This window comes from Blastopirellula sediminis, from assembly GCF_020966755.1.
GTDB classification, from domain to species: domain Bacteria; phylum Planctomycetota; class Planctomycetia; order Pirellulales; family Pirellulaceae; genus Blastopirellula; species Blastopirellula sediminis.
Genome location: NZ_JAJKFT010000004.1, coordinates 1,390,727 through 1,405,914 on the forward strand (window position 1 = coordinate 1,390,727; position 15,188 = coordinate 1,405,914).

Consider the following 15,188-nt stretch of genomic DNA (forward strand, 5'->3'; position numbering starts at 1 on the left):
CGAGTGAGGGCGGGAGGTTCGAAGCGGAAACTAGCGAGGGAAGTTCGAGAGGGAAATCTGAATGTCGTCGACAAACTGGCCAGGAAACGTGATGCGACGAACGTCCGTGGCCATGTACCCGTAGGTAATGCCGACATGTATCAACACGAAATCGGTTTTGGCCGGGAGTCGCAATTCGGTTTGCGCTTTTTCCCACGTGCGTGGATCATTATCAAGCGGCAGGTTTTGGCGAGCGGTCGCGAGCGCGTATTCATCGAGGATCTGCGCCTCGTACTGCTTTCCGTCGGCAAGCAGGTCGGACGTCAGCGCCAGAATGCGAAGGGTGTAGCGGAGGTGTTCGTCTTCCGGTTGACGCGACATGTTGAACATCGCAGACGCATGGACGATCGTGCCGTCGCTGGAGAGCTGATCTCGTAGCGAGCGGACGTCAATGATTTGGTAGAGATCGCCGCAGTAGCTTCCCTCTGGTTGCGGCTTTCCTTCGTAGTCGGCCCGCAAGATTTGCAACATCTTCTCTCCCTCGGCGGGAAAGACTTCCTGCTTCGCCGTTACGACTTCGCTGAAGTCGCCGCTCCACTGGGCGGCGATCGTCGGCAGTCCGGTGACGGCAGGCGAGGAGCCGCTTTCAAAGCCCTCGGTCGTCAAGCGAGTGGGAGTCGGCAGCTGGGGCATGCCGCGAACCGGCCAGGCGAACGCCGAAATCAGTACGCCGAGCAAAACGCCGCCGGCCAGCGCGAAACCGGACTGTCGCCGACGCGTGAAGGAAGAGGCCCGGCTCCACATGCTAGGTTCCGCGTGTGCCGTCGCCGACGCGGCAAGCGAATCTTCGTCGAGATTTAGCCCCAGCATCGCGACCGCTTGCGGCGCCAAGCCGTGAATCTCGGCGAGTTCCCAAAAGCGGATCCGGGCTGATTCGGACTGCGACATGATCGCGGCGAACTCTTGCTGCTCCGGCTCGGTCAGCCCGTTATCGAGATAGGACTGGATCAGCCGATCGACATATTGGTCGTTCATTGCGGGCTCCCCGGCTGAACTTTACGGTCCAGGCAATCGCGCAGCGCAAGTCGCGCCTTCGAGAGGGCGACGTTGATCGAGTTCACCGTGCGCGACAGCATCTCGGCGATTTGCGACGGCGAATGTTCTCGTTGGTAGCGAAGCAAGATAATCTCACGCGCCTTGGGAGCAAGGTCTTGAATGCATTGGGTTAGCCGATGGAGTCGTTCATCGCTGCCCCAATTCTCGGGGCAAGCGGCGACCAGCGAGTCGAGGTAGTCAACCGTGGGAACGCCAGCCGCGCGGCGAGCTTCCAGCACTTTGAACCGGAGGATCGCCCGGCTCCAGGCCAGGAAATTGCTTTCCAGATCAAACTCATGCGCCTTCGCGGTGACCGTCAGGAACGTTTCCTGCAGCAGGTCATCGGCCTGGGCGAAGCTGGGGCTCAGGGCAATCGCAAACGCTTTCAGTTGCGATTGGTACTGCACAAAAAGTTGCTGTATCCGCAGCGTGTGGTCGGTCAATTCATTCATGGGTGATCTTCATAATGACGCCGGCAGCCGCAGACTTACCCAAGATTTTGAGATCTGCGCTAGAAAATAGCGTAGTCGGAGCGGAGTGCGTATATTAGCCCCCTAATGAACAGCATTCCCGGTTGCTTGGGAAAGATGCCATTCGCTTGCGAAGCATTGTCAGAGGCAGATCGAAGAGGCGATTGGGCGTCGTTTGTACAGAGATTGACTATTTTGCTTCCCAGCAGGAAAACCGAATCGCGAAATCACGAGGACTACCTATTTCCCTTGTAGACTTTGGGCTATCGTTCTGCCGATGGCAAGGAGACCGCCGCTACGACCTTTGACGCGAAGCCAAGGCGGTTTAAGAATTTCGATGGATACCAACGCAGACAAACATGGGCATTGAAGTTGCGATCGTCGGCGGCTTGATCGCGATGGCGATAGTTGCGACCCGTTTTTTTAAGGGCGTATCGTTTACCGCGTGGGTCCTTGTCGGCGTCGGGATGGCGTTCTGTTATCCAGACGCTTTTCAGGCTTGGTGGGGGATGCCGCTGTCGTTGCTGATCGTTCCGTTGATTCAATTGATCATGTTCGGAATGGGGACGACCCTGAGTCTCGGCGACTTCCTGCGGATCTTTCGAGAGCCTTGGCCGGTGCTTCTGGGAATTGTGCTCCAGTACGGCGTCATGCCGATCACCGGGTATTTGCTGGTGGTCGCATTTGGATTTCGCGGAGAATTGGCTGCCGGGATTATTCTCACCGGGGCGTGCTCTGGGGGAGTCGCTTCCAATCTGATGAGCTATATCGGCCGCGGGAATGTCGCCTTGTCGGTGACGATGACGGCTCTTTCGACGCTTATCGCTCCGATCATGACGCCGCTGGCGATGACGACGTTTGCAGGTCAATACATCAACGTCGACGCTTTGGCGATGCTGATGGGCGTGGTCAAAATCATCATCGCCCCCGTTTTGGCCGGAATCGTTGCGAATGCAATTCTCTATAGTCGGCAGGCATGGCTGCAACGATCGGTAGCGCTGCTCAGTTTTGCCGCGGCATTCTCGATTTTGGGGACGGTTACGCTCCTCTTGCCCTCACAGTACGAAGGGATCAAGCAGTGCCTTGCGCTTTCCCTATTTCTGATCGCGGTGATGTCGCTGGCGAAGATGATCATGCTGACCCGCGGAAGGAAAGACAATCAATGGCTTGATCGAGCGCTCCCCCTTTTGTCGATGTTCGGCATCTGCGCCATCTTGACCATCATCACGGCCCAAACCTACGACGTCCTGATTCAAGTGGGCGGGCTGTTGTTTGTCGCGGCCGCGTTGCACAACGCCATCGGACTCGCGCTCGGCTACTGGGGAGCGAAATTTGTCGGCAAGCTGACGGGCTTGGCCGGCTTTCGACTCGGCATTTTTGCCTCACCGAATTCAAGACTCTCGGAGGCGGACTGTAGGACCGTCGCATTTGAAGTTGGACTGCAAAACACCGGCATGGCGACCGGACTAGCGATCAACGTGCTCAAGAGCCATTTGGCCGCACTGCCTCCGAACGTTTTTGGAACCTGGATGAACATCTCAGGTTCGCTACTCGCCAATTATTGGGGGCGAAGCGTAGAGCCCAGTCAGGATGGGGTGGAAGAGATCGAAGTTGGACAAGAACCTCTTTCGTGAAGGGGTTTATTTTTTCAGGATTGAATCGTGATCCTTCCCCGGGCGTGGGCCATTTTCCACCAGCCCAACAAAAAGAACCGCTGGTCCGCATTTCTTGAATCGCCGGCCTTTTGAACGCGGAGTCTGCCAAGTCAAAGCGTGAAGTACGCCGTCGCCGGTCATTCCCCGCAACTCAATTCGGCGACTCACTACGATCAGTCGGTTTGGCAATTTGCCAACAAACCGCGAACCTTGCCGGCGGCTGTCCTATCTACAGACCGTGCGCCAAGCTTATCGAGCGAGTTTTGGATTTTCAAAAATCGCTTTGTAACCTTGAGCGGCGGCTGGCATCCGACCAGTCTCACTACCACGAAACCCCGGGAGATAATTTGACAGCAAACAGTCTACGTTGCCGCATCCATCGAGGATGCCATGAAATTGGCGGAAATTGCGTCGAGCTGGAAGCTTGCGGCCAGCGAATCATTCTCGATTTAGGGCTTCCGCTTCAGAATTCCAGCGCCGAGCTTCCCTGCATCGACGGCCTCCTTGCGGAAGATCGATCTCTCCTCGGCGTGTTTGTTTCCCACCCACACCCGGATCATTACGGGCTACTGGAGCAACTCACCACGCCTGTTCCGGTCTTTATGGGAAAGGCAGCGCGTCGACTGATCGAGACGAGCGCATTCTTTACCCGTCTGCCGACGCTCGGCGACGTTCAACCGCAGACCTACGAAGATGGATCGCCGCTTCAGCTGGGGCCGTTCACCGTCACGCCGGTGCGTATCGATCACTCGGCCTTTGACAGCTATTGCCTGCTTGTCGAGGCGGAGGGAAAACGGCTCTTCTACTCTGGCGATATCCGCGGGCACGGAGGCAACGCCCATCTATTCCAAAGCGTGCTCGACAACCCTCCGCCCAAGATCGACGTTCTAATCTGCGAGGGGACGCACATTGGGCGGATACCGGACTTTGCGTACCCCGACGAGAAATCGGTGGCAGATGGGATGCTGGAAGTCTTCCAGCAGACGGAAGGAATGTGCCTGGTTTGGTGTTCGAGTCAAAACGTCGACCGAATCGCCTCGGTTTGGGAAGCGTGTCGACGTTCCGGCCGAAATCTGATTCTCGACCTTTACACGGCCGAAATCCTGCGGGCGGTCGATGATCCCTCGCTACCGACGCCCGGCAAAGATGGCGTGAAGATGTTTCTTCCGCATAACCAACGCTCACGAATCATCCGGGAGAACGCCCATGACATTCTTGATCCCTATTCCAAACGCCGCATCTACCCGGAATACCTAAATGCTGCGGCGCCAAGTTCCGTCATGATCTTCCGTCCTTCGATGCTGGAAGATCTCAAGCGAGCCGAATGCCTAAACGGCGCAAGCTTGATTACGTCTGTTTGGTCCGGTTATCTTCTACGCAACGAAGCGGAGCTGACCGAATTGAAGAGGATGAATATCGAAAGATTTCAAATTCACACTTCCGGGCACGCCACCGCCGACGAAATACGTCGTTTCGTCGCCGCCTTTCCAGAATCCCGCGTTGTTCCGATTCACTCGGAGAATCCAAGCGGATTTACGGAAATGGCGGAGCGGGTGGAATTGAAAAACGATGGTGAGTGGTGGGTTGTCTAAGCACTTGTGCTTTGCCGCATTTCAAAGGGAGAGGATTACATGGCTCGCTATGAATTTTGGGACCCCAGCAATAGCGATAGACTGCAAGCGCTGAAAGACAATTCGCTATTTCGAAATAGACTCCTTCCCGACATCAAACAAGGAGACGTTTTTCCTGCTATGCGAAAGAGAAAAATCGATTTCTATTTTCGCGGACGCAAGTTGTGCTCATTTGACGGAGGAGAATTCAGGGCGAATATTGCATATCTGGCTGCCTTTGAGGATCGCCCGAAGGGCGAAATCAAAGAGGAAGAATTCAGGAATCTACGGGTCTGTAGTTCATTTGAAAGCGGCTATCCACAAATCAAGAAGAACATAGAGCTGCACGAACAACCAGAATCTGGTGGTGTGTTTAGCCTGTGCAGAGCGCATTCACTATTTAACGACAGCTATTCGGGGCCTGTGGGGGTACTGGACGTAGAGCTGTCCATAGAGGCCCTCGACAACACCAGAAGCCAAGATCGTATCGATTTAGTCCTATTTCACGGTGAGCAAAAGGAACTTCGCTTCTTTGAGGTGAAGACGTTCAGGAACAAAGAAATATGGCCCAATGAGGACAATGACGTAGATGTAGATCGACAAATAGGTCGTTATCGCGATCAACTAACTAAGCGGAAGAGTGAATTGCTTGAAGGATATCAGGAATACGTCAGCCGAATGAGTTTCCTTCTTGACGTCGCGCTACCGACGCCCGGCTCTCTCGATCTTGAACCTGATTTGCTGCTCATAGATTTTGATGGAGAACAACAGAAGACGATTAATGAGATCCTTTTGCCAGCGTTTAAGAATAGGTTTAGGTGTTGCTTGATCGGTGATCCCAAGCGTGCCACAGCGGCAACTCTCGAAAAGTGGTGGAAGAATCGTGCTACCTAAGTCAACTGATTTGCTTGGTCACACCGATCGCGATCGCCGCATCCGCCAAGCCGATCGCCTTGCGCGCATTCTCTCGGTCCTACGCCTTATTCAAACCCGAGGCCAATGGAACGCCAAGGCGATCGCGCAAGAGCTGGAGGTCGCCGAGCGGACGATTTATCGAGATCTGCAAGCTCTTGAGTTTGCCGGCGTTCCTTGGTTCTATGACGCGGACGCGCAAAGTTATCGTGTCCGTTCCGACTATCATTTTCCCGTGCCGAACCTGACCGAGGAGGAGATCATCGGTCAGGCCGTTGCGACGATCCTTTCGGAGACGACGGGGCTGGGCGTCGTCGGCAAGGCAAGCTCCGCGACGCAGAAAATAGCGGCCACGGCGAGCGAGGAAGTTCAGCAGCTACTTACGGACGTCGGCGGCGTCATCTCCGTTTTGGGGCTTCAGTTGGCGGAGCATCGCCATTCTGAGGAATCGATCCAGGGAATTCGGCAGGCGCTGTTGCGAAAACGGCAGTTGAAAGGGCGCTATGTTAGTCCCTACGAAAGTTCGGCCGTAGAACTGGCGCTTGATCCGATTCGATTGTGCCTGGTGAAAAACGCATGGTATTTGATCGGCCGGCCGGTGGAATCCGAGGAGCTGCGAACCTATCGAGTCGCCCGATTTGAGAGCGTCGAAGTCATGGACGCGGCAGCGAATATTCCCACGGACTTCGATCTAAAAGCCTACTTCGGAAATGCGTGGGCCGTTTACCGCGGTTCGCAGGCCTACAAAGTCGCCGTTCGTTTTCTGCCTGAGGCGGCGCGAATCGTTACGGAAACCAACTGGCATCACACCCAAAAGGTCATCCCTCAGGAAGACGAAAGCGTCCTGCTGACATTTCAGGTGGATGGTCTGCAAGAAATCTGCAGCTGGCTTCTCGGCTGGACGGGACGCGTCGAAGTTATTGAGCCGCCAGAGCTTCGAACCATGCTGCTGGATCGATCAAAAGCGGGAATGGAACTAAATCAGGAAAACGTTTCCGTCCACTGACCCGCGCATGTCAGTGACGTTTTCTAATATTTATAGGTAGCCCGCGGAGAGACGCAGGCCCGGCTGTCGGGCAGCGAGTCGGCGACATTCACGCCCAAAAGGCGAACGGTGAATCGCGCCGACGTTGAGCGTCGAAACCTTCTATGCTCTCCGCGGGCTTTTTCCCCTTTTAGTAGAGTTAAAAATTGAGGAACCACAGCCGTACCAGAGTCAATCGACGGTCGTTTCTCGGGTTCGCGGCTTCGGCCGCTACCTTTGCCGTTTCTCCACTGAGTTGGAATTCGCAGCAAGCGGCGTTGCAACGGCGCCTGCAAAAGTTCACGTCGTTTGACGAACAAGTGGCGACGATCGGCGCCAACAAAACCCTGCAGGCCCTGCGAAATGGTCTCTTTCCGATCAATCACAAGCGGTTCGTCGTGTGGCTGAATCCGAAGCCGCCGGCGACCAAGCGACTTCCGTGGGATGGACTCTGCATCGATCCCCAAGAGATCTGGAGAAAGCCGCCGACCTCGGTGACTTGCCGCTTCGCCTCGTTCGTGGCGAAGCCTCCAGCCAGAACATTCCATCGCTGGTGGCTGTTCGCCGTTCCGGACGACGCCGGCACGCATTTCAAACTGAAGGTCTATTACAACTGCTCGGACTCGTCGCTGGAGCACGGGAGTCTGGCCCTGCCGTTGATCGGAGATCTTGCGGCGCGCCTGGGAAATCTGCGGAGCAATCTCCCTTGCCCGGTATTTGAGTCGGAGGAACTGCTCCGCACGGTGAATCGAGAAATCATCGAAACGATGTTGAATCGAGAATAACTCGGCGTCCTGTTCCTGGCGTTCTCCATTGGGGAGAGCCAGGAAATGCACTTCTTTCAATCAACCAGGGAGCATCGCCGCGCACTTTGAATTCGAAAACCGCACCAGCGTCCGAGGAAAGCCGGGAAGGGCCGTTCACAGGTCCCTACTATTGGATTCCCTTGCCAGATGGGGACTGGGAATTGGTTGCATTCGCCGAAGATGCGTCCGGCCGTGAGATTGGTCATGTTCATATCTGGCCGGACGTCCTCCGCGTGATTGGGCGGAAATGGGGCATGGAGCCCGAGAAACTCGTTCGTCGAATGGGTGACAATCCCTATGCCCTTCCTCGAGGCCGCGTGGTCAGTCAGGAAAAACGCCGATGGGGAATTGCTCATGGCGCAGACACGCCGCCAGGGATGACCCTGGATGCCGTCCTGCGTCGTTTTCATCTTCCGCCAGGCAAGACCACGTTTTTTTTCGATGAACACGAGGTGATGATTGGGGAGCACTTACGCTTGCTGGAGAACGACTTGAAAATCAAGCTGAATCTCAAGGCTCCGCCGACGCCGGACTTCGACGACGACTGATTTCTTTCTGAGGCGGAAATTGAGTCTTGGACATTGCGGCAGTTGCGATCTTGGGGCGTCCTGGTTCAATCTTTTTGTGGTCAGATTTTTCGAGGAATTACTTGCTTGTGGGCGGATGGCGCCCCCCCTATAATCTTCCCGAATCTACGAACGCGTCCTACGTGTCACAGCAACGGGAAATACGAATGGCATCCGCTGAGCAGCAAGAGAATCACGACGAAGAAGAAGGCGGCGATTGGATCGGATTGGGAGTCGCCATTGCGGCGGTCGCTGCATTAGGCGCGTTTTGGCTAATGTCGTGGCAGTTGGCGTTTCTCTTGACCTCCGTCGTGGTGATCTCGATCGTCATTTGGCAGGCCTGCGACCCGTTCGCGGATGCGGCTCAGTGGATTGGAACGACGTTGGGGATTCCGGGTTCGGTTCGCGGGGCGACGCTGGATGCGATTTCCAGTTCGTTGCCGGAGCTATTTAGCGGCATCTTTTTCGTGGTGATCGCGATCAGCGCGGTTCAGGGAAACGACCCTGCCGCCATCGAAGCGGCCGGCGCCGAAGGTTTTGGTTCGACAATCGCCACCTGCGCCGGCAGCGCGGTCTACAACATGATCCTGATCCCGGCGATTGTGACCATGACGATCGCCTTTTATCGCCGCACTCGGCCGACCATCGATGTGGAAGACGAAGTTTTGGCCCGCGACGGCATCTGGTTCCTGCTGTGCGAACTGGCGCTGCTGGTCTTCCTCTTCCAGAACAAAATGTATTGGTGGATGGGGTTGGTGCTGATGGGGATGTACGTCGTCTACATTTGCCAGCTGTATCGAGATACGATCGTTTATCGCAAGCGTTTGCACGCCCTGAAAGAGTATTTCACCGCCAAGGGATTAGATACGCCGACCCCGACGGTCATCTCGGAACTCGCCGCTCAGAACGTGAAGGTGCACTACCTGTTGGTCGACAAGATCCGGGAGGAAATCAAAGAAGGGAGCTTTGATGAAAACGAGGACGAGGACGAAGAGGAAGCTCCGGAAGGCGCCGGCGCGTTGTTTGGATTTGTCGAGATTCCGCTGAGTCATGTCACCGCTTGGTTGATTATCCTGGTGAGCACGGTGGTCGCCGTCGTCGCATGTTACTTTTTGGTGGAATCGACCCGCCATACCGCCGTCGCATTGAACGTTCCGACCTTCTTCGTGGCGGTGATTCTCGCCGCAGCGGCCTCCAGCGTGCCCGATACGTTTTTGTCGATTGGATCGGCGATGCGCGGCGACGACTCCGGGGCGGTCTCCAACGCGTTTGGGTCGAACATCTTCGACATTTGCATCTGCCTTTCGGTTCCGCTTCTGGTGAATTCGTACCTGGTGAACTGGGGGCCGGTGTCGCTCACGCAGGATGGCGAACCAATTGCCGGTTTGGTCGGTTTACGTATCAGTCTCTTCGTCTTGACCGGCGTCACGTTGGCCATCATGTGGCACAATCGACAGCTGACTTTCCGCAAGTCGTTGGTGCTTTGCGGACTGTACGGGTTGTTTATTGCGTACGCCGTGCTCGGTTCGCTGGGGATGCTGGAAGCGATCGGCCTCTAAGCGAGTTTTCTCCGTAGGAGCGGCCATGCCAGAGTGGAGCATGCCAGTCTCGGCGGGCTGGAAATTACGCGTCACTACCGGCACGTCCGCCGGGAAAGAATACGATCTGTCGCCTGGCTCCTACCTGCTCGGTAGCGGGCCAATGGCGACGATTCGTATTCCTGACGCGAGTATCGCCGAGCGGCATGTCGAGTTGGACGTGCAGCCGACCCAGGTCGTCGTCAGCGACCGTTCCGGCCGAACCGGCGGCGTCCTGGTGAATGGGAAACCGGAAGTCTGGTATCAAGCCGGGCCGGGAGACGAAGTTGCCATCGGCATCTTCCGGTTTCAGCTGGTCAACGCCGGACTAGCGGCCGCCAAACCGGCGGCAGCGAACGACTGGCTCGATAACCAGGTCGATTCCGCCTCCCAGCGGCTCAAGAAGCTGCAGCCGCATTGGCAAGTCGCCCTCGTCTCAGGTTCACTGGCGACGTTGTTGCTCATTCTGTTGGCCGCGACGTCGAATCCCATTATCGCGCCGATCACCGTGTTGGCGGCCAGTCTCGTCGCTCCGGCGACGATCATGACCTATCTGGTCGAGAAATACGACAAGACGGGGATCTCGCTGCGGACCTTGGCGCTCACCTTTTTGTTCGGCGGCGCCATTGGATTTGCGGTCACGATCATCGCCGGTTCGCTGGCGGGAGCGTTCTTAGGGGGACTGCTTTTGATTCCCGTTTTCGCCGGCGTCTTGGAAGAGCCGGCCAAGTTAATCGCGACCGCTTGGCGCTGGCGGCACCCGGTCTACGATCGTCCGATGGATGGTCTGATTCTGGGGGCGATGAGCGGGTTCGGCTTCGCCGTCTTTGAGACCGCGGGCTACTTTCTGACGATCATGATGCTCGAAGGAGTCGGCCAAGGAATCATGGTGGTGATCATTCGCAGCATCAGCGCGCCATTCACGCATGGCGTCTGGTCCGCCATCGTTTGCGCGGCGTTTTGGCAATCAGGGCGAAAGTTGAAGACGGCGATCTTCGACCGGCGATTTCAGATCGCGATGGGAACCGCCGTCGGCTTGCACGCGATGTGGAATCTGGGGGCGAGCGTCGGCGCGATTGGGATCTTGTTTTGCCTTGGTTCTGCGACGCTGAGTTGGCGAGCCTTCCGCTCGCGGCTCAAAAACAATGGCTATATGACGTAGTCGCCGCTACGAAGGAAGCGAATTCTTTCCGGTCGCAAGCGTTGCCGCCGAGGAGCGCGTTAGCTAAACGCGCCCCCTAAACCCGACTTCTTTTCTCGCTTGGACGAAGTCGAGTCGCTGGAACTCGCGTCTGTCCCATCTCCGTTTGCCGGGGCATTCGGAACGACTGGCGTGGAGACTGGATCGGAGCCCGACTGTTTTGGCGGTGGTGGCGGTACGACGCTGCTCTCCGGCTGCTTGGGAGGAGATGGCGGCACAACGCTGCTTCCCGGCGACTTCGGTGGAGGTGGCGGAACGACGCTGCTCTCTGGCGGCTTGGGGGGAGATGGCGGTACGACGCTGCTCCCGGGCGACTTCGGTGGAGGTGGCGGTACGACGCTACTAACCGGCGGCTTGGGCGGTGGCGGAGGGACGACGCTATTGGGCGAAACGCCTGAGGGCTGGGGGCTCTCGGATGATTCGCCCGTGCCGAAGAGACTGGAGCCCATGCCAGGGCGGCGCCGCTGCGATTGAACGGGAGCGCTCGACGGGACGTCGGCGTCGTCATCGCTTGGGGCCGGCTTCGTTGGGGCTGCTGGCGGCGATGGGGCGAAGACGTTTGGTGGCGGAGCGGTTGGAGCAGTGCGCGCCTCAGGCTCCAACCGATCAGGGATCGTCACATCGGGGCCGGACTTCGGCCGCTGCGGATTCTTGCCAGGTTTTGGGGGCGGAGGAGGGACCGAGACCGAACTGGCGGCAGGAGTTCCAGTCGGCGCCGGAGGAGAAGCCGCGGGGGAATTGCCGCCGCCGTTTGGAGCGATCGCTTCGTCGCCGGTAAACAGCGTCTGCCAGTCGTTGGGGACGTAGACGTCCTGTCCGCTTCCGACCGCTTCCGTTCCGGTGGCATGGACCGGAGTCGACGCGTTGACGTTGATGGTCCGCGTAAGCGACGCCGTGCGGATCGTAATGACGCCCCGCAGGATGGTGCCGGGCGATAGCGCGTCGACTTCCAACAATAACTTGACCGCTCCGCCGGCGCAGCTGCTCGGCTGCACGCTTAGCCCGGCAATCTCGCTATGAAACTTACAGGGAGCAGGGACGACGAGTTTGGCGGTAAAATTGTGGGAATGATTCGACTGCAAACGCCCCAATCGAAGCGAGCGCGGATAGCGCCACTCGCCTTCTTCCGCAGCAAGGCCGATGACGTTGCCGCGGATGGAAACGTGCTCGAGCGAGACGCTCTTCCCTTTCGTCACTTGCAAGGCGCAAGCGTCGTCTCCTTCTTGGTCGTCGGGACCGGTCACTTCGACGTTGAGCGATTTCAGCACCACCCCGTCCGATTCGATCGACAGGACCGGCCCTTTTTCGGCCCACAGCGTGCACGACTGACCTTCAATCGTCAACGGCTTGCGAATAACGGCAGGCCCCTGAAATTCCTTTTTCGCCGGGGTCAGTTTCAGAACGCCGCCGGAGCCGGTTTGATCGATTAGTTGTTGGATTTCGTCGCTGCTCATCAGCCTATTCCACTCTGCGCCTTATTTCGTAAACCGGACTTTCATCAGGCGGCCGCGGTCTTCCTTGGTCAGCAGGATCTCATCTTCGTCGCGAAGGACGCGAAACTGCTTGCGCGGAACAGGACTACCTGACGGAGAGACGAGCGAATCGAGCGCAACGTTTCCGAGCAGCCATTGACCCTGATGCTGTCGGATCGTCGCCAGCATCGACTTGTCTGAAAGTTCATTCAGTCGGCGGTTTTGATAAATGTGCCATTCGTGTAAGGGGCGCTTGTCCCAGCATACCAGAACATGCGACTCGGAACGAAATTGTCCCGTTCTCGGGGCGTAGTAGAAATCGAGCAGCGGCAATTGATGGGGGAGGGTAGTGCCGCACCACGGACAGCGCGGTTTTTCTCCCTCGATATAAACGAACCATTTTTCCGGGCAATTCGCGTTGGCGCAAGGAATCATCAAGTCCAACGTCTTGGCGAACGCCTCTTCCCACTCGAAGGCCGATGGTCTGGCGCTCGGTTCATGCAGTCCGTCGACGAAGGCCTTCAGGAAGGCTTTGCTCAAATAGGGGCCGAGTCGATCAAGACCAGGCTCCAACTTCGGCCAGTCTTTGCCCCGGTGCCAGCTATTGGAGTCGTCGTGCGGGTTCTCAATGAAGAGCGCTTTTTCGCCCATCGAAAGGAGCGTGTCCTCTTCCGTTGAGACGGTCGAGTTGACCTTCGGACCTTCCAGGGGATGACGCCGCAGCAGGTATTGGTAGAAGAGGACCGCCATCGCGTGTTGATCGGTTCGCGTGGAGGGCAGGACGCGCAGCTTTTCTCCCTGGTCCATCGTCCGCAGCACTTCCGGAGCGATATAGCCCGGCGTGCCTAAGACCTCGGCGTCAAACTTGCCAGGGACGACCAGGGCGTCGACGTCGATCACGGCGCAGCGCCGGTTCGGCGGGTCGACCAGGACGTTCTTGGGGGAAAGGTCGGAATGGGCGAGCCCGGCCGCGTGCATGCGTCGTACCGCCTGGGACATCAACATGCACATCTGCACGTAGTTGACCCAGTTGCCGAGGTGCTCGTTGCCGAGCATCTTGCGCAGCTTCGGTTTGCAGAACCAGGTTCCTTCTTTTTCTTTCCCTTTGAAGCGGCCGGAATCAAAAAAGAAGTTAGAAGAGTAGGTGGGCGCCAGCACGCCCAGTTTCGGCTGAACGACGATGCCAGTCGGCCAGCAGAACAAATCTTTGAAGTAGTCGCCGGTGGAGCTATGGGTTGTGGGGTTATAGTCCCCCAGAATCGCCTGCAGACGCTGCATGCGATGAGGATCGCTGGAGGCGTTTTCGTCTTTGAAGAAACAGACGACCGAGGACTTGTCGGCGGTGAAATAAACGCGCTTCATTCCCCCTTCGCCAATTTGGGTCGGAATGTATTCAATGCGTCGGCCGTCGGAGAGAATCGCGACTTCGTTTCTCACGCGAGACTCCTGTGCAACAGAACGAGCGTCCGGTCATCGAAGGACCCCCGCTTTTCATACTGCAGCCACTTAATGAGCCCAGTTCCGAGATCGTCGTCCGGCGCGGAGTCTTTCAGCAAGCCCTGCATGACTCCGGCGACTGGCTCTCCATCGCCAGAGACGAACCCTTCGACTTCGATCGGAGCTCCGCAAAAGAGTTGGACGAGACGTTGATCCTCGGGAAAGAAGTCGTCGCTCACCCCATCCGACATCACGCCGATGCAGCCGATTTGCCGCTTCAGCGTAAACTTGACGCGACTGGTGAATTCGCGTTCGATGCCAGGCGTGGTCAAAAAGCGGGTTTCGCTCGAATAATCGCCATGATCCGCATCTCCGAGGACCGTACACGCCCAGTCGTCGGCGTCCGCTTGATGGAGGACGCCGATTGCTCCATCTCCAACCTGCAAGGCGGCGACGATCTCGTGTTCGCCCCATTTCGTATGCAGCATCACAAGCAGCGTCGCATACATGTCGCGAACTTCAATTTCGCGCCGGCCGACTTCGCGGAGGACCGCCTCTTGCGCGGTGCGCGCGGCGTCGACCAAAAAGCTGCGGAGTCGAGTCAGGTCGCTGTTCAGGTTCTCCGTATCGCCCGGCGGGGCCGACAATTTGTAGTTCGCCAGCGTCGACTTGAGGCTGACGATCGCCGCGTCGCAGGCGATTTGCGACGCGATCCTGGACAAGCGAGAAGAGCCGGCGCCGTCCGAAACGACGACGATCGTCCACGCGCCGCACTCGGCGAAACCAAACGCGTCATCGCGAAATGTCCCCTTATGTGCGTGCGATTTGCCCCGCACGCTCGCGGCGATGACCTTCCAGTCGTTGGCGCTATCGACTGCCGACGCCTCGTTCGGCACAAAATCGGGATCGTCGCTCGGGGGATCGATGTTGAGCCACTGCGCCTTGACGGGGGTAAGGGGCGGCGGATCTGGCGCCGGCATTTCCTCTCGGTGCAACTCGGGGCCATCATCCTCGAAAGCCGAGTCGGCGGTGGAGGCAGCTTCGCCAGTTGGGGACGCTTGCCCTGTGTCGGTCAAATCGGCAGGATCGACCGGATGCAACGCAGCAATGAACTTATTTTTGTCGTAAAGCTTTTCCCAGCGACCTTCCGCCGTTTCTAGATCGATCTCCTTTCTGCCGAGAGGAGATAAGATTTCATCACGCAGTTGACTTCGAATGGACCGGTCTTCAATGTTTAGCGGCCATCGTTGGTTTGCCGCCGAGAGTTTGACCCCTTCGATCAATTTCCGTATCGCCTCGATTTGCGAAACCGAATTAGCGGTCGGATCAACTTGTTCGCCGGGTTGCGATTGCGGGTCCATATCTCAAAATTCTCCTGGCCGCG

At 57.4% G+C, this 15,188-nt stretch carries 13 protein-coding genes; 8 read left to right on the forward strand and 5 right to left on the reverse strand.

The annotated features are described in order from the left end of the window. Window positions 1–30: 30 nt before the first annotated feature. Complete coding sequence (locus LOC68_RS09335) at window positions 31–1,014, reverse strand: hypothetical protein (protein WP_230218011.1); 984 nt, start codon at window positions 1,012–1,014, stop codon at window positions 31–33. Next, window positions 1,011–1,526, reverse strand: a complete 516-nt coding sequence (locus LOC68_RS09340) for a sigma-70 family RNA polymerase sigma factor (RefSeq protein ID WP_230218012.1) — start codon at window positions 1,524–1,526, stop codon at window positions 1,011–1,013. The genes LOC68_RS09335 and LOC68_RS09340 overlap by 4 nt, the downstream gene beginning before the upstream one ends. Window positions 1,527–1,903: 377 nt before the next feature. Between LOC68_RS09340 and LOC68_RS09345 the strand changes: the two genes are divergently transcribed. From LOC68_RS09345 to LOC68_RS09380, 8 genes are all read left to right on the forward strand, one after another. Then, on the forward strand, window positions 1,904–3,178 hold the full coding sequence (locus LOC68_RS09345) for a bile acid:sodium symporter family protein (protein WP_230218013.1): 1,275 nt from the start codon (window positions 1,904–1,906) through the stop codon (window positions 3,176–3,178). Window positions 3,179–3,462: 284 nt separating this feature from the next. Further along, window positions 3,463–4,791, forward strand: a complete 1,329-nt coding sequence (locus LOC68_RS09350; protein WP_230218014.1) for an MBL fold metallo-hydrolase — start codon at window positions 3,463–3,465, stop codon at window positions 4,789–4,791. Window positions 4,792–4,830: 39 nt separating this feature from the next. After that, the gene (locus tag LOC68_RS09355) at window positions 4,831–5,703 is read left to right on the forward strand and encodes a hypothetical protein (protein WP_230218015.1); all 873 of its coding nucleotides are present in this window, start codon (window positions 4,831–4,833) and stop codon (window positions 5,701–5,703) included. Further along, window positions 5,693–6,727, forward strand: coding sequence for a helix-turn-helix transcriptional regulator (locus LOC68_RS09360; RefSeq protein ID WP_230218016.1), 1,035 nt, complete (start codon window positions 5,693–5,695; stop codon window positions 6,725–6,727). The genes LOC68_RS09355 and LOC68_RS09360 overlap by 11 nt, the downstream gene beginning before the upstream one ends. Before the next feature lie 296 nt (window positions 6,728–7,023). Further along, window positions 7,024–7,530: a hypothetical protein gene (locus tag LOC68_RS09365; RefSeq protein ID WP_230218017.1), complete on the forward strand. Its 507-nt coding sequence runs from the start codon at window positions 7,024–7,026 to the stop codon at window positions 7,528–7,530. 86 nt (window positions 7,531–7,616) lie between these two features. Continuing rightward, a complete protein-coding gene (locus tag LOC68_RS09370; RefSeq protein WP_230218018.1) occupies window positions 7,617–8,099 on the forward strand; it encodes a hypothetical protein in 483 nt (160 codons plus the stop codon). Between the two features lie 185 nt (window positions 8,100–8,284). Further along, window positions 8,285–9,676 carry a sodium:calcium antiporter gene (locus tag LOC68_RS09375; protein WP_230218019.1) on the forward strand — a complete coding sequence of 464 codons (1,392 nt, stop codon included), beginning with the start codon at window positions 8,285–8,287 and terminating at the stop codon, window positions 9,674–9,676. 40 nt (window positions 9,677–9,716) lie between these two features. Beyond that, window positions 9,717–10,856, forward strand: coding sequence for a PrsW family glutamic-type intramembrane protease (locus tag LOC68_RS09380; RefSeq protein ID WP_230218020.1), 1,140 nt, complete (start codon window positions 9,717–9,719; stop codon window positions 10,854–10,856). A gap of 59 nt (window positions 10,857–10,915) precedes the next feature. On the opposite strand, the gene LOC68_RS09385 is transcribed toward LOC68_RS09380, so the two are convergent. Genes LOC68_RS09385 through LOC68_RS09395 form a run of 3 tightly spaced genes read right to left on the reverse strand, consistent with a single transcriptional unit; the run spans window position 10,916 to window position 15,165 of the window. Then, window positions 10,916–12,349, reverse strand: a complete 1,434-nt coding sequence (locus LOC68_RS09385) for a hypothetical protein (RefSeq protein ID WP_230218021.1) — start codon at window positions 12,347–12,349, stop codon at window positions 10,916–10,918. A gap of 21 nt (window positions 12,350–12,370) precedes the next feature. Then, complete coding sequence (locus tag LOC68_RS09390; RefSeq protein ID WP_230218022.1) at window positions 12,371–13,804, reverse strand: protein kinase domain-containing protein; 1,434 nt, start codon at window positions 13,802–13,804, stop codon at window positions 12,371–12,373. Further along, window positions 13,801–15,165 (reverse strand): PP2C family serine/threonine-protein phosphatase, encoded by a 1,365-nt coding sequence (locus LOC68_RS09395; protein WP_230218023.1) that lies wholly within the window; start codon window positions 15,163–15,165, stop codon window positions 13,801–13,803. Before LOC68_RS09395 ends, LOC68_RS09390 begins: the two co-directional genes overlap by 4 nt. Window positions 15,166–15,188: the final 23 nt, after the last annotated feature.

Excerpts from the sequence above, each read along its gene's own strand:
- LOC68_RS09335 (WP_230218011.1), bottom strand. The coding sequence starts at position 1,014 with ATGAACGACCAATATGTCGATCGGCTGATCCAGTCCTATCTCGATAAC.
- LOC68_RS09340 (WP_230218012.1), bottom strand. The coding sequence starts at position 1,526 with ATGAATGAATTGACCGACCACACGCTGCGGATACAGCAACTTTTTGTG.
- LOC68_RS09345 (WP_230218013.1), top strand. The coding sequence starts at position 1,904 with ATGGGCATTGAAGTTGCGATCGTCGGCGGCTTGATCGCGATGGCGATA.
- LOC68_RS09355 (WP_230218015.1), top strand. The coding sequence starts at position 4,831 with ATGGCTCGCTATGAATTTTGGGACCCCAGCAATAGCGATAGACTGCAA.
- LOC68_RS09375 (WP_230218019.1), top strand. The coding sequence starts at position 8,285 with ATGGCATCCGCTGAGCAGCAAGAGAATCACGACGAAGAAGAAGGCGGC.
- LOC68_RS09380 (WP_230218020.1), top strand. The coding sequence starts at position 9,717 with ATGCCAGTCTCGGCGGGCTGGAAATTACGCGTCACTACCGGCACGTCC.
- LOC68_RS09385 (WP_230218021.1), bottom strand. The coding sequence starts at position 12,349 with ATGAGCAGCGACGAAATCCAACAACTAATCGATCAAACCGGCTCCGGC.
- LOC68_RS09395 (WP_230218023.1), bottom strand. The coding sequence starts at position 15,165 with ATGGACCCGCAATCGCAACCCGGCGAACAAGTTGATCCGACCGCTAAT.